A 15250-nucleotide genomic window follows, 5' to 3' on the forward strand; every position below is an offset into this window, starting at 1 on the left:
CTCACACTTGATTATACGGAATTTTTACGGTAAAATCAAATTCACAGAGAATAGAAAGAAAGTGAAACATATATTATGGTGACTACAAGAGTTTTCATCAAAGGAGAAAAAGATTTGCTTGATTTCTGGGTAATATTTTCTTTTCGATTTTCACTTCAAAAGAATAATTAATAATTTGCATAACACGAATATGAAGTGATATATTAAATTCAGGAAATATTTTCTTGTTTCTCATTAAGGATTTCTTCAGAAATAACGAATGGGGGTATGACTCATTAAGTGGGCAAACCTATGTATTTTTTCCATCTTTATATTCTCATAGATTTCTAAAACAATAGGAACGAATTGCTAAATAAACTCTGAAGGAGAATGATAATTATGTAAACGGATTCAGACACACAAAAAACAATAACACTTTTAGAAAGAGGGGACTGTATGTCTAGTAAAGATGTGTGGCGATGGTTATTACCTAGATTTAGCAATGAACATTTGATTGATATATACACAGACCAAAATATCCAATTTAAGGGTATCCGAAGTAATAAAATTAAGAATTTCATTAATAAAGCAAATAGAAATGTACTTATTTCAAACTTGTTTGAACCAAAGAATTATGAAAAATTGATTCGCTGGTCCAAAACACATGAACCGTATTCACTAGAAGGAATCTCATTGAAAGATGAAGAGATAAACGAACTAGTACGTGTTGCAGAGCACATTGATGTTATTACGGTCTTAACAAAACTATTTTTTGAAGAACAAGATAAAAAGGCAATTCAATTGTATGCATTTTTAAAAGACGAACAGAGTGAATTATTAAATCTTCCGCATGAATATTTTGTACCTAGAACAGAAAACACTGAATCGGACGATAAAAAAACGGGGACAAAACAAAAAACAATTTCTAACGAAAAGCCAAAAGAGGAAACGACGACCTCTAAAAAAGACCAAAAGAAGATACAGCAACTCGAACAAAAGGTAGACAACCTAAAGAAGGAGTTGGAAAAACGCGATGAAATTCATAAGAAAAAAGTGGACGAGCTAATAGAAAAACATAAGAATACACATGAAAAACTAACTGAAAAAAACCGATTGTATAACGAATTAGTAAAAGAAAACGAAAAAATGACTGAGTACACGGGGGGAACAGGTGAATGGAATAAAGAAAAAGCCGCGTTAGAAGAAACAATAAAAGATTTGCAAGGTAAATTAAATCATTTACATGCACAACAAATGAAAGATAAACAATTACACGAAAAACAACTACAAGAACTATCAAAGGAAGGTTCTGATAATAAAGCAACGACTGAAATTGCAGCAACTTTGAATCAAACAAAAAAAACTCGAATTATTGTAATTGGAAAACCCGTGTATACAAACCTATTTGACAATGAAAAAATCGAATTTAAATTTGTAGAGGCAGGTACTGTCCATGATTATCAATTTCCACTCGACTGTGAATCTTATTGGGTTTTATCATACGAACTCGATAATAAAGACCAATTTCTATTGAATGCAAACGATTCGTATTCACAAATCGACAAAACTAAAATCAACATTTGTAAAAATTTCAATCAAGTAAAAGAGTTATTAAACCAAAATAACAGAATAAGAGAGAGGGTTTTATAGCATGTACGGAGCAAAAAAATGGAATATTGATATTGCAGGAATTTTAGCAAATGACGGAGAGGTTTCAACAGGAAGAAGTTCGGTTATTATCAATCGAAACGACAATTTACAATTTTATATACGAATCGTTTCTACGCCGCCTGAAAGTTTCCCTCGACAAATAAGAGATGTATGTTGTTATGCAGAGGAGTTAAATAATTGGGGTTTTTATGATGATATTACAAGAAGCCACTTCGACAGAAAGCAAGCGCTTCGCGACTTTTTGAATCGCTATATTCTCTTTTTTAAAGTGGAGTTAAAAAAACCAAACGGAGCAATGGAGTATCATGTTGCAAAAGATGTAAGTATCGTTAAGAAGTCTGATTCTTTTGCCCCTGGTACATTTTTGGAGCCGATTCCAATTTTTTCGGAAGAAACAACTGAGCGTACAAAAGAGGTATTTGAACAACAATTACAAGGTAAAAAATATATAGGAGACAATAAACAAATTCCTAAGGATGATGACGATACTCCATCTATGATTTTATGGAAACATCAACCGGACAAGCAAGAATATACACTATACGGCTCATTTGAAAAACATGATTACGCTCATGGTGGTTTTCGATTCTATACATCATCAAACCAAGTAAATTCCATCAATTTACAAACAGAATATGTCATGAATAGTTATGTTCATGAACAGGTTCTTTTTATGGAATCAAAACAATGCGATGAATTGCAAAGTATGCTTGAAGAGTATGGAGAACCTATTGGCGGATTAGAAGCACAAGATGTTGCAAAAGAGCACTTAATAGATGACGGACCTGTAGAAACTGTTACACCAGAAGAGCACTCTATTGATTACAGAGAACATGAGTTTATGGAAGCATTTCAAAATGAATGCAAACGTTTAGGGCTCTATTACGATACTAAAGATTTATATAATTTCCATACTGCAATGAAAACGGGAAGTCTTGTAATTTTAGCTGGTATGAGTGGTACTGGAAAATCAAAACTTGTCCAATGTTATGCAAATGCTGTAAAACTAAACAAGGACCAAATGCTATTTGTACCGGTTCGTCCGTTTTGGCAAGATGATGCAGATGTAATTGGGTATTTAGATACATTGCATAACGTATATCGCCCAGGAGATTCCGGTGTGATGAATATTTTAGCTCGTGCTAATGAATATAGTGAAGACTTGCATATCGTTTGCTTTGACGAAATGAACCTTGCACGCGTTGAACATTATTTCTCACAATTCTTATCGGTACTTGAGTTGGAAGAGAATAAACGAATCTTGCGTTTATATAATGAAGAGTTTAGTGCCAGAATCTACAACCAAAATGTATTCCCGCCTACTCTACGTATAGGAAGTAACGTGATTTTTGTAGGAACTGTAAATCTTGATGAATCTACATTCCAATTCTCTGATAAGGTATTAGACAGAGCAAATGTAATTACTTTAAACATGCAGCCATACTCCAATGTGCTACAAATGGAAGAACAACGTAAACAAGAACCAATTATACCGAAGTCAGAGCCATTTACATTTGATGAATACGAAACATTCAAGAAAAAAGAACGTGAAATTTCATTACATGAAAATGAATCTAAGTTCCTCTGGGATTTGCACATTGAATTGCAAAATTGCAGTCGAAACTTGGGAATCGGATGGCGTATTATTCGTCAAATCAGCAATTTCCTAAATAACATTCCGCTAAATGCTCCTCTTAGTAGAGAAGAAGCTTTTGATATTCAATTAGTACAACGTGTTCTAACAAAAGTTCGTGGGTCGGATGAACAATTTACAGAATTACTTGGTCAATATAATTCTGATACAAAGCAAGTAGAAAATAGTAAACTATTAGAATTATTATCTACTATGCCAACTTCCTATGAATTTAAACAAACAAGAACATTGATAGCGGAAAAAGCGAAGGAGTTACGTTTATATGGTCACACCATTTAAAGTTATTTTTCGGCAAAATCATAATCAACAAAACGAAAAAGAGATTCCTGTTACTAACTTCGTACAAGATGAAACGATTTTGTATCGAATGGAAGATGAAAACGTACCGGAAGTTATGGAAAACAAACGCTTATTGTTAGAATTTATTTGTGAGGATGAAACAGCCCGTCTTTATATGGATGGGTTGGACACCCTCCCTGAATGGGCAGTGGAAATTGGGGAAGATAATACTGGATATTTAACTTCTGAAATGAGCCCTATATATTTGTATGATAACTCTGATAACGCCAGAAACAATACTGGATACTATCCGCTTATTCCTGGATATTATCGCATTAAAGTAGTTGTGCAAAATGTATCATACTATTCTTGGCTTAAGGTACAACCAAAACAAATTACAGAAGAACAATGGGTTTCAATGCGTGATGAAGTTGAAGAAACATTAAATGGATTAGCCCAAGACTTAATACGAAAAAATGCAAGTCTTGGAGTCAATAGTTCTCTTCCCATTCCCATTCATATTCTTCGAAAATTATATATCGTTAAAAAGGATTATTTGAAATGGATTAACTCTTTAAAATCTATTCAATCCGAACCCCGTATGCGGATTCGTAAAGAATATGATTTGGTCCCAGAAGGAAAAGCGGGGATTGTTGATGCTACTAGTATTCGTTATCGTTCTAGACATCCGGAAAGTCGAGATTATGTTTATACACCTAAACATACTAGAAATCATAACTTATTAGAAAATCAATGGATTAAAAAAATTATGCGTTTTATCTCACGAGAAATGAACGATTTATTGGTATATCTCCATGACCATAAAGAAAAGGTAAAGCAAGAAATTAAAGAAGAACAGCGTTTTCAACGCTTTCGTAACGATGAGAGCGTCCAAATGCGTTTAAAATCTAAAGTATTAGATGAATTGATAGAATATGAACGATTCGTTCGATGTGTGAGAAGCGAATGCTCGCTTGTATTAAAAGAAGATTGGATGGAAGAAGTAGAAGAAGCGCGAATGTTGAACATTCCTCATGCGTTACATTTAGACTTGAGATATCGACAATTATATCAACTATATCGCTTGTTAAAAAATGAGGAATTATCCATTTCACTGGATACCAATTACGACTACTATTGGAAACGAACAGATTTATTGTATGAAATTTGGGGATTTTTACAATTGGTAGATGGGTTGCAAAACGAAAATGTTGGCTTTGAAGTGGTAAAGGGTTGGATTTTTGATACAAATTCTAATTCAAAGACAATTCAAGTTCCTTTTTTAGAACCAGGAACCGTTATTGAATTTAAAAAGGGAAATATCAAATTGAACTTGGTTTATGATGAAACATTACCAAGTGAAAAGAAAGATACAACCATTAATAAACCAATCTATACGGGCGGTCCGCATACACGTCCAGATGTTCGAATGGACATATATGAAAATGATGAATATATTGGAACAATTATGGTTGATTTTAAATACAGACCTTTGCAAGCTATATGGAATGATTATAGAAGGAAAAAAACAGATGCTATGCGTCAGTTAATTTCTTATCGTGACAATATGAAGTCTCCTTTCTTATATAACAATTCATTTTCAAAGAACTGGCATTTAATTAGAACAGTGCACGAAGTTTGGGCGGTTTATCCAAATCATGAAGCTAATATGCAACCTAAAAATCCTATGGATAATCACCAGGTTCGTTTAATGGAATTAACACCATTAGAAGAAAAGGATAGTTTCCATCTTGGTATTGCAGAAACGATTCAAAAAGTCGTAGATGCTTATCATGAATTTTTCCAACGAGCTTAATAACATGTATTATGATATGAACATTAAAAAAGCACCTAATAGGTGCTTTTTTAATGTTTTGATTTTACAAATCCATTTTCTTTAGCTTCTTTTTCTGTGCAAAACCAGACAATGTTACTCGTTGCTTTATCATAAAACTCCCCATCAGGAGCATGATAAATCTTGCTGTTTACATTGCCTTTGATTTTCCCCTTACAACCTACGTTGTTTTCTTTATTAGCTTTTGAATCGCTTTTAGAAGAGGTAGAATTTGTTTTAGGATGATTAGAGCTTGTTGAAGAGTTTGTGTTGAAATCATTAGCAGCATAATTTTCAATGCTCCATATCCCAACTCCTTTTTTCTGGGCTTCTTTTTGAATTGCATTAAACTCATCGATGTGAGTTGTGTTTGGTGCATATACATATGCAACCCTTGCTAATCCTTTTTCTAACAACATCTTATTTATCATCTGACCATCTACATAAACATAAGCCAATAAACGACCAAATTTGTCACGTTCACTAATGCCTAATTCCACTTCTACTTTCTTACCAATTGGGAGCATCTTTTTTGTAAAACTTGAAGCTTCAGGTCCAAATGGTTGTACCGGTTTTTTAGGATGCACCGTCTCTGGTGTATCAATACATAGAAGACGAATTGTTTCTTTTTTTCCATTATCGAATGTCACTGTTAAAGTGTCACCGTCTGAGACCTTAGATACAGTTGCAGGTATAGTGCGAATGTTGGTCATTGATTCATTTTCTTTTTTGTTAGTTTGTGACTGATTCTGTTCATGTGATTGCACAGAGTTAGAATTTTTAGTTGTTTCTATGTTGGTAGCATCATGTTTTTGATTCGAATCTACTCCTGAACAGCCACCTAAAAATAGAACAGATAAAAGCATAAGTTTAAAAATATTAGATTTCATTATGGGTTGCCTCCTTTTTTGCCTTATTAATATTACAATACTTCCAATAATTTTCTACTTTTTCTTGGACTTTTTTGAAAAAGAACATAATACATCCGCCCCCTAGGTAACTATCAACTTAATAAGTTTCTTTCGCAAAATACAAATTAATACAAATGAAGAAGGATTCAATTAAAGTATTAAGAAACTAAGGTGAGATGCATATATACATATGAGGAGCGTGGATGTTTTGAAAAAGGCAATTTTAGCAACAACTATGATAGGTTCTGTATTATTATTAGGAGCTTGTAGCTCTAATGAAACAATAGCTAAGGTCGGAAATGATTCCATCACAAAAGAACAATTATATAAAGAAATGAAAACAGCAAAAGGTGCAGAAACTCTGCAATCTATGATTGAAACAGAAGTATTAACTCAGAAATATAAAGTAACAGATAAAGAAGTAAAAGATGAAATTGAGAATTTAAAAAAGAAATATCCTTCTGAAGAAGAGTTTAAAGCTACTTTAACTCAAAATAATATAAATACAGATGAACAATTAAATAAAGTGACTAAAGACTCATTATTACGCTTTAAAGCTCTATCTGATGGTGTAAAAGTAACAGACAAAGACTTAGAAACATTCTATGAGCAAAATAAAGATAAGTATCTAACAATTGATGCAAGTCATATTTTAGTAGAAAAGCAAGATGAGGCTGAAAAGATTCTTAAAGAACTAAAAAATGGCGCTAAGTTTGATGAAATGGCGAAAAAACATTCTAAAGACGGTTCTGCTATCAAAGGTGGAGAACTTGGCACATTCGGAAAAGGTAGTATGGTAAAAGAATTTGAAGAAGCAGCATTTGCTTTAAAAGAGAATGAAATGAGTAATGTTGTAAAAACACAATTTGGCTACCATATCATTAAAGTGAATAAAATTATTGAAAAGAACTTAAAGAATAATAAGGATGAAATTAAACAAGATTACTTAGTTGCAAAAGGAAATTATCCAAAAGCTATGTCTAAACTGTTGAAAGACGCAAAAGTTGAAATTAAAGATAAAGATTTCAAAGACGCGGTTCAACAAAGAATCGACCAATACGACATGAGTGCTCAGAATCCTGCAAAAGGTTAATAGAGAATTAAAACAGACTAAACCATTATAATTGTTTAGTCTGTTTTTTCTTATATAATTAAAATTCACTGTTTAAATTCATTAAATACCCTGTAATATGATGAGAAAAGGAATGATTATTTAAAGATGCCTATGGAATTAGATAAATTAGATGCCCAATCGATTAAACAAATGATGCCTTTTGTTTTACAAGCATCCGAAATAAAAGATTTTCTTGCTCTAAAAAACATATACTTTATTGAAGATATGGCTACCAAAAAGAACCCAGTTTTTTGCATTCTCCATAAATACAATAAAATGTTCGGGCATAACGAATACATAAAAATGCTGGAAGATTACAAGAAAGAGTTCCTTCAGGAGAAAACGGCATTTTTAAATTTGGTTTTAGAACCTCGTTTTATCACCGAACAAACAATAGAAGTAATAGAAAATAGACACAAGGCTTTAGAAATGTATGAAGGGAATCCAGGTTCATTTAATATTTGTCTGGAATTTGAACCGGAAAACCCATATGACGAAAAGGCAATTGCTGCATATGCTGAAGGGAAAAACGAAAGGTATCACATTGGTTATATAAGTCGCAGCTTCAATTTAAGGATAGGCGCATTATTAAAGGAGGACCCATTTCCTTATATTCAAACCAATTATAATGATATTTTAAAAGAAGCCTATTCAAAAGATGGTGTGGTTTTAGATGTCTATTTTTAAAAATAAAGAATAAACTAGAGAGAATAACTACATTCCCAAATGAATATTTGTAAAATGAAAAAGATAGGAACATTGGAAATGCATCTCTATTTTTCAATTAAAAACAACAAGAAAGCCTATGGATAAAGGTAAAATTCCAACAAATATACCTTGTATGCAAAATATATAAACGTGGTATGTATTATGTATATACACAATACATACTTATTATATATACTTTATAATCCAGGTTTCGTTTTTACGAATTTTCTTTTTCATAAATGATTTTACGATTAAAATACACGTTGTAATTTCACATTCCCAAAGATTAAAAATACCTATAAACCCTTTAAAATAAGGGTAAATAGAGATTAATATACATTGTATACTCGATATTTATACCTTGTATATACACGTTATATATTTGTTATATACCGTGTAAAACAAAAGAAAAAAGACGAGGGAATTATGCCTTCGTCTTTTTCTTTTGTTGTTCTTCAACCATAGCTTGAATTTCTTGTTGGATTGAAGTTTCTAATTTAGGGACTTCAATTTCAAAAACATTCACAAGAAGTTCTTTGTTTTTATAGAACTCTGTGTGGTTGACATTATAGTAATATCTCACTACATTTTCATTGCATAGGAATTTCTTACCTATTTTCAATAAAAGTGTAACCGGTGTTTTCTTGAAATCGAATGATACTTGCGAGGATTCTTCTTGAGTTATTTCTTCTTGTATTGCTACATTTTGAGTTACTTCAGAAGTTGATGCCTCTTGTACCTTTTCATTCTTTGATGTTGGTACCTGCGCAATAACATTAGTTTCTTGTTTTGGCTGGTCCTCAATTACATTCACAAGTGCAACTGCTCTTTTGAGAACTTTTTTGCGAATACGTTTCTTCTTGGATTTTACATTTAATGTATGAAAGACATAATTAAACATCCCTTGTTCGCGAAGTTCGTTTTCCAAAGCAGTTAAAGACATTTCTTGTGATTGTTTCAGTAAGCTCATTAACATCGAATAAAAAACCCCTTATCTGTTATTCAGTTTTTCAGGATATAATGGAAGGGATTTCTTCACTTACCATCATTGTCCTTGTTAAGGATAGTATACCAAAAATAGAACGTGTGTTCTAGTGTTTTTTGAAAATAAAATATTTTTTTCGATTCACCTCACTACCTTCACTTACGTTTAGAGGTGGGAGTCCTCTCGAAAGGTATGATAGATTTGTATAATCCCCAAAAAGAAAGTATCGGATTAATATTCCGATACTTTGTGTTTGTAATTATTTAGATTCTTTGTCATGCAATTTATATATGGAAAATCCATTGTGAGTTATTTCTTGGTACTTTGAGCTATCTAAAATTCCGTCTAATTCTTGTATTTTAATCTGTTCTTTTAAATGAGATGGAACAATATAAACTCCTATATCATTTGTACTTATTAGTAACACTTCTCCAAGACCGTAGGGGTCTCCTAATTCTGAAATATTTTGTTGGAAGCAACTCATGAATGCTAAGAAATGGTCTTTGTATTTTTCTCCATAATGTAGATGTTTTTTCATCTTCACAACATCAATGTCATTTGATATTGATGTAAATAGTTTTTCAATATCATAAAAATTTTCGAATTTAATTATATTTGAATCTAATTCGTTATTAGTAGTATTTCTTTCCAAATATCTGTATTCAATATAATCTAGTTCCTTATAAAGCTTGAATGTTATGATATTTTTTCTGAATGAAATTGATTTTTGGGACTTCTCTAGAAAATCAATGATTTCGGGCTCTAAGTCCAGAACAAGAAACTTCAATCGATTCTCTTCAAAATACCTGTTAATTTGTGCAATCCATAATTGATATAGTTCGAACATGTCAGTTCCTCCGTTGTTTTTTAATATTTTATCATCAATTGAATAATCTGAAACGAAAATAATGCGGATAGGGATTCACAAAGATGTTTTCAAATAAGTATTAACAATTAATAAAGGGGAATCATCTTGAGAAAATTCTTTATGAGTGATATTCATGGTCACTATACACCTATGATGAAATTGCTTGAACATGTGAAATTTAACCCTAATGAAGATACCATTATTTTCGGTGGAGATATGATTGATAGGGGACCGGATAGTGGAAAAGTAGTTAAAGAGATAAAAGCATTGCAAGAGATGTATCCGAGTAACGTAAAAGCTATAGTTGGAAACCATGAAGAAATGCTAATTTGGTATTTACTCGGTAGGTCTTCCATGTGGTTAAAATATGGCGGGATTGAAGCCGCTAAGAGTTTCAATGAAGTGTTCGGGATAAAAAGCCAAGAGAAAGATGAACACATCGAATGGATTATGAATCTTCCTATTACAGAACAAGATGAAGATGGCATTTATTGTCATGCTGGACTAGATATTGCTTATGGATTGGAAGAGCAGCCGCGAGATGTATTATGGATGAATGCTGATGAGTTATTTTCATATACAGTAGATGAAATTCTGGATTACACAAATGACAGAAAAATGTATAGAGGACATAATCCCGTTCATCATGTAAAAACAGATATGGCAAGGGTTTGCTGCGATTTAGGAATGGGTGTTTTGGAGCCTACCTATGCAGGTTTAGCGCTCGTAGATATAACAAATCAAACATACTACAGATATAGTGCCAAAGCCCATACGATTTCACATAAGAAAATACAATTACTATAATTCTATACTAGAAACACCAGTAAAAAGGCTCTTCTCTTAAATAGAGAAAAGCTTTTTATTTGTATTGTGTGTTATTCAGAAATGATACTTAAAATGGCTGATACATTATCACTATCCTTAACAGAATAGAACATTTCAAGACCTTTTCTTCTTGATTTTAAAACTCCAGATTTTTTTAATTTTCCTAGGTGAATACTCGTAGTTGATTGAGCGATTCCTAGTTTTTCGTGAATAGTTGTAACGTTTGACTCTCCTTCTCTTAGAATAGTTGCAATTTCTAATCTAACGGGATGTGCCATTCCTTTTATCATTTCAGCACTTTCTTCATCAGCTTCTACGATTGCAAATTTCTCATCTTTTAGACGATAGTAGCATTCTAATCCTTTTCTTTGGGAAGTTACAATACCCGCCGCTTTCATTTTAATTAAATGTTGGCTCGTTGTAGATTGTGGAATATTCAATGTAGAATACAGTTCCAGTACGTTTTTTTCCCCTTTAGAAAGAAGTGATACGATTCCTAATCGAATTGGATGTGCCATTCCTTTTAATAATTCTGTCGCGTTTTCGTAGAAATTTTGGTTTTGGTTTTGTGTTGTCATGATGGTAATTCTCCTTTGGTTATGTATATTTTTTATAAATAATAATTTAAATTTTGAATTTGTGTGAAAAAAAGTTAAATATTTTGAATTACACATAATTTCGAACTTATTTTAAAGAAATATTTCAAAATCAGGAGAAATATATAAGGATTTATTCAAAAGAGGTGATGTTTGCGTGAATTTTCTAACGCGATTTTCCCTCAAGAATCCAGCTGCCATTGTGATAATCACAATACTAGTTGCATTAGGGGGAATTTTTTCAGCAGTTCATTTAAAAAAAGAAACAATGCCCGATATTTCTATTCCTATTGTGGCAATTATTACACCTTATCCAGGTGCATCTCCAAATGACATTTTAGATGATGTCACAAAACCAGTTGAAGATGCCATTATGAAAATACCTGGAGTAGAAAATGTAAACTCTACTTCTACTGAAAATGTTTCAGCTGTAATTGCTCAATTTTCTTTCTCTACTGATATGGAAGAAGCGAAAAGAAACATTGAAGATGTAGTGAAGAAATTAAAGCTTCCAGAAAAAAGTATGGCACCTCAAGTAACCAGAATTTCTTTTGGTTCATTCCCGATTTTAAAGTATAGTATTTCAAATCAAAATATGACGCCAGAAGAATTAGAAAAGATTGTTAAGCAGGTAATTGTAAAAAATATTTCAGGACTTGAAGGAGTAGGGCAAGCTCAATTATCAAGTGATACAGAAAAATCTGTGTATGTAAAATTACTTCCTGAAAAATTAAAAGAATATAACCTTACATCAGAACAAGTATTACAACAAATTCAAGCTCATAATGTTTCTTTCCCTGTTGGTGGCGTAACAATTGATGGTACTGTGAAACCAATTCGTATTGCAGGTAACATTACATCACTAGATGAATTAAAGAATTTACAAATTCCTATTTATCCAAACCAACAAGAGGAAATGAAAAAAGCATTTGAAAAAATCGGAGATGGAATGAATTCTCTAGGAAAAGCAGTTGGCGATATTGGGAATGCTGTGGGTCAATTAGGACAAGGATTAGCCGGAGCAACACAAGGGCTAAATGGTGAAATCCAATTAGTGAGTGCGATTCATGATACAGAATCTCAGTTAATTGCTGCAAAACTAGAATTAAATGATGCGAATAAAGTAGTAAAAAATCCGCAAGCTACAGAGCAAGAAAAAGCAGTGGCAATGGGAACAATTCAACAATTGGCTCCTCAAGTCCAAATTGGAGAAACAGCACTTGCTCAAATGAAGAATCAATTAAAAGAAGTTCAGAAACAAATGGCTCAAGGAACCCAAACAAAAGCTCATGAACCAAAAAGAGAAGTTGAACCAAAGATAGAAAAAGAAGAAGAAGAAAAACCAAAAATTAAACAAATCGCGTTAAAAGACTTGGCTGAAGTTACAATTAGTGCTGACGATGCAAGTGCGATTAGTAGAACAGATGGAAAGAATAGTGTTGGATTAGATATCTTAAAAACACAGGATTCTAATACTGTTGATGTAGCAGATGTTGTAAAAAAAGAGATGAATAGTCTTAAAGAAAAGCTACCAAAAGGAACAGAATTCAAAGTTATTTTTGACCAGTCTACTTATGTAAAAGAATCTATTAATAGCATGATAAAAGAAGGGGTTATGGGTGCGGTATTTGCATGTATCGTCATCCTGTTATTCTTACGTAATTTCCGTTCTACTTTTATTTCTGTTATCTCTATACCATTATCATTATTGATTGCTATGGTGTTCTTAAAACAAGTAAATATTACACTAAATATCATGACTCTGGGAGGTATTGCTTTAGCCGTAGGTCGTGTGGTAGATGATTCTATCGTTGTAATTGAAAATGTATACCGTCACTTGCAAAAAAGTAAGGTTCGTACTGTAGATGTTATTAAGGCAGGAACAAAAGAAGTGGCAAAAGCGATTACAACATCTACTATTACTACCGTAGCAGTATTCTTACCATTAGGATTAGTGGATGGAATGATTGGAAAAGTATTTAAACCATTTGCTTTAACTGTATGTTTATCTTTATTAGCTTCATTATTAGTAGCAGTTACAATTGTGCCTCTAATGGCAAAATTCATGTTGTTACGAGCTAATTTGAAAGAAGAAAAACAAGAAGAAGGTAAAGTGATTAAGGCTTATCAAAGAATGCTAACTTGGTCTTTAAACCATAAAATTATTACCTTACTAATTTCATTTGGATTATTTGCAGGAAGTTTAGCAATTGTTCCGTTAATTGGAACAAGCTTTATGCCAGCTTCCGAAGAAAAATTTATCGATGTGAATGTTGAGTATCCTATTGGTACAGAGATTGCTATTACGAATAAAAAAATAGTAGAAATCGAGAAAATTCTTGAAAAAGATAAAGATATTACAATGTTCCAAACAACAATCGGAACACCAAAAGGAAATATAAATCCACTTGGAAATATAGGTGGTTCAAATTCCGGAAGTATCTTTATAGAATTGAAAAAAGATGCAGATGTAGATAAAGTAGTAAAACATCTAAGAAAAGAATTGATAACAAAGAATGATAAAGCTAAGATTTCAGTTACACAGACTAGTCCGGGTGGAGATAGCGGTTCTAGTAAAATTGAAGTTGTTGTGAAAGGAACAGATATTGAATCAATTAAAAAAGGAGCAAGACTTATTACAAAAGAGTTAAAGAAAGTTGATGGATTGGATAATGTAACAAATAACATAAATGAATCAAAACCTGAAATTTCTATTGTAGTGAATCAGAAAAAAGCAAGTAAACAAGGATTATCCACGGCACAAATCGGAGGAACAATTCGTGATTTACTAGGAACAAATCAAGTTGGTTCTATGACAGTTAATAAGGAAGACCTGAACATTCAAATGGGATTAAAATTGGACCCTGTGAAAAAATTAAAAGATATTAAAGAATTATCATTCACAACAGCTCTTGGAGAAAAAATTGAACTTCAACAAATTGCAACAGTAAAAGAAGTTCCAGGACCGGTTAGCATCTTAACAAAAGACGGTGAACAATATGCTAGTGTATCTGCTAGTATTACTGATAAAAATGCCGGAGCCGTTACGATAAAAGTACAACAGGCTATCGATAAACTAGACCTTCCAAAAGGTATAGATACACAAATTGGTGGTACAGTAGAACAAATGAATGAAAGTTTCCAACAGTTAGGATTAGCAATAGTTGTGGCTATTGGTGCAGTATATTTAGCAATGGTAATCGCATTTGGTGAAGCAAAAGCTCCATTCGCTATTTTATTCTCACTTCCACTAGCTATGATTGGTGGTTTTGCTGGACTATTGGTTGCTCGTATTCCATTAGATATGCCAGCCATGATTGGATTCTTAATGCTAATAGGTATTGTTGTAACAAACGCAATTGTTCTTGTTGACCGCATACAAGAACGTAGAAGAGAAGGTCTTGAAGTTAGAGAAGCTTTAATTGAAGCAGGGACAGTTCGTATGAGACCAATCTTAATGACAGCTTTAGCTACAATTGGTGCCTTGAGCCCACTTGCATTAGGATTAAGCAAAGGTTCGATAATGTCTCAATCGTTATCTATTGTTGTAATTGGTGGATTAATAACATCTACTCTACTTACATTGATTGTAGTTCCTGTTATGTATGAACTATTAAATAGAAGAAAAAAACTAAGTAATTTTGATGTATAAGGAGACTTCCAACTTGTTGGAGGTCTTTTTTGTGAGCAAGTATGTGGTAAAACGACTTAAAAAGGGCTCATTTTCATCATTTATATAAGTTATGCAGATAAATAGCTTAAATAAAGTAAAAAATAAAGAATATGGGTATATAATTATTATTTTTTTGATTATTCAATGTTA

11 protein-coding genes and 1 pseudogene are annotated in these 15250 nt (G+C 32.4%); 7 read left to right on the forward strand and 5 right to left on the reverse strand.

What is annotated here, in order from left to right:
• Nucleotides 1-435 precede the first annotated feature (435 nt).
• The 3 genes from PDL00_RS00925 to PDL00_RS00935 are packed head-to-tail and all read left to right on the forward strand — an operon-like array spanning nucleotide 436 to nucleotide 5399.
• Complete coding sequence (locus tag PDL00_RS00925) at nucleotides 436-1629, forward strand: hypothetical protein (RefSeq protein ID WP_270725475.1); 1194 nt, start codon at nucleotides 436-438, stop codon at nucleotides 1627-1629.
• 1 nt (nucleotide 1630) lies between these two features.
• Nucleotides 1631-3583, forward strand: coding sequence for an McrB family protein (locus PDL00_RS00930; RefSeq protein WP_098007345.1), 1953 nt, complete (start codon nucleotides 1631-1633; stop codon nucleotides 3581-3583).
• Complete coding sequence (locus tag PDL00_RS00935; protein ID WP_098879596.1) at nucleotides 3567-5399, forward strand: DUF2357 domain-containing protein; 1833 nt, start codon at nucleotides 3567-3569, stop codon at nucleotides 5397-5399. The genes PDL00_RS00930 and PDL00_RS00935 overlap by 17 nt, the downstream gene beginning before the upstream one ends.
• Before the next feature lie 50 nt (nucleotides 5400-5449).
• Here the strand turns inward: PDL00_RS00935 and PDL00_RS00940 are convergent, their stop codons facing one another.
• Nucleotides 5450-6307 (reverse strand): thermonuclease family protein, encoded by an 858-nt coding sequence (locus PDL00_RS00940; RefSeq protein WP_240527599.1) that lies wholly within the window; start codon nucleotides 6305-6307, stop codon nucleotides 5450-5452.
• Nucleotides 6308-6536: 229 nt separating this feature from the next.
• Between PDL00_RS00940 and PDL00_RS00945 the strand changes: the two genes are divergently transcribed.
• Entirely contained in the window at nucleotides 6537-7421 is an 885-nt protein-coding gene (locus PDL00_RS00945; protein WP_270725481.1) for a peptidylprolyl isomerase, read from the forward strand.
• Between the two features lie 126 nt (nucleotides 7422-7547).
• Nucleotides 7548-8129, forward strand: a complete 582-nt coding sequence (locus tag PDL00_RS00950) for an HIRAN domain-containing protein (protein ID WP_270725483.1) — start codon at nucleotides 7548-7550, stop codon at nucleotides 8127-8129.
• Between the two features lie 445 nt (nucleotides 8130-8574).
• Here the strand turns inward: PDL00_RS00950 and PDL00_RS00955 are convergent, their stop codons facing one another.
• Nucleotides 8575-9126 (reverse strand): hypothetical protein, encoded by a 552-nt coding sequence (locus PDL00_RS00955; protein WP_270725485.1) that lies wholly within the window; start codon nucleotides 9124-9126, stop codon nucleotides 8575-8577.
• Between the two features lie 268 nt (nucleotides 9127-9394).
• Nucleotides 9395-9982, reverse strand: a complete 588-nt coding sequence (locus PDL00_RS00960) for a hypothetical protein (protein ID WP_270725487.1) — start codon at nucleotides 9980-9982, stop codon at nucleotides 9395-9397.
• A gap of 126 nt (nucleotides 9983-10108) precedes the next feature.
• Here PDL00_RS00960 and PDL00_RS00965 point away from each other — a divergent pair, with 126 nt between their 5' ends.
• A complete protein-coding gene (locus PDL00_RS00965) occupies nucleotides 10109-10810 on the forward strand; it encodes a metallophosphoesterase family protein (RefSeq protein WP_270725489.1) in 702 nt (233 codons plus the stop codon).
• Nucleotides 10811-10881: 71 nt separating this feature from the next.
• Here PDL00_RS00965 and PDL00_RS00970 read toward each other — a convergent pair whose 3' ends face one another.
• Both PDL00_RS00970 and PDL00_RS00975 read right to left on the reverse strand, forming a co-directional pair.
• A complete protein-coding gene (locus tag PDL00_RS00970; RefSeq protein ID WP_255301979.1) occupies nucleotides 10882-11121 on the reverse strand; it encodes an ArsR/SmtB family transcription factor in 240 nt (79 codons plus the stop codon).
• A gap of 39 nt (nucleotides 11122-11160) precedes the next feature.
• Nucleotides 11161-11412 (reverse strand): annotated as a pseudogene (locus tag PDL00_RS00975) (ArsR/SmtB family transcription factor); the annotation flags it as partial.
• Nucleotides 11413-11584: 172 nt separating this feature from the next.
• Here PDL00_RS00975 and PDL00_RS00980 point away from each other — a divergent pair.
• Nucleotides 11585-15079, forward strand: coding sequence for an efflux RND transporter permease subunit (locus PDL00_RS00980; RefSeq protein ID WP_270725491.1), 3495 nt, complete (start codon nucleotides 11585-11587; stop codon nucleotides 15077-15079).
• Nucleotides 15080-15250: the final 171 nt, after the last annotated feature.

The sequence above is a fragment of the Bacillus cereus group sp. TH152-1LC genome, from assembly GCF_027710505.1.
Classification (GTDB): Bacteria; Bacillota; Bacilli; order Bacillales; family Bacillaceae_G; genus Bacillus_A; species Bacillus_A mobilis.

Coding starts and splice junctions, on each gene's coding strand:
- PDL00_RS00925 (WP_270725475.1), top strand. CDS start 436: ATGTCTAGTAAAGATGTGTGGCGATGGTTATTACCTAGATTTAGCAAT.
- PDL00_RS00970 (WP_255301979.1), bottom strand. CDS start 11,121: ATGATAAAAGGAATGGCACATCCCGTTAGATTAGAAATTGCAACTATT.
- PDL00_RS00955 (WP_270725485.1), bottom strand. CDS start 9,126: ATGTTAATGAGCTTACTGAAACAATCACAAGAAATGTCTTTAACTGCT.
- PDL00_RS00935 (WP_098879596.1), top strand. CDS start 3,567: ATGGTCACACCATTTAAAGTTATTTTTCGGCAAAATCATAATCAACAA.
- PDL00_RS00960 (WP_270725487.1), bottom strand. CDS start 9,982: ATGTTCGAACTATATCAATTATGGATTGCACAAATTAACAGGTATTTT.
- PDL00_RS00930 (WP_098007345.1), top strand. CDS start 1,631: ATGTACGGAGCAAAAAAATGGAATATTGATATTGCAGGAATTTTAGCA.
- PDL00_RS00940 (WP_240527599.1), bottom strand. CDS start 6,307: ATGAAATCTAATATTTTTAAACTTATGCTTTTATCTGTTCTATTTTTA.
- PDL00_RS00950 (WP_270725483.1), top strand. CDS start 7,548: ATGCCTATGGAATTAGATAAATTAGATGCCCAATCGATTAAACAAATG.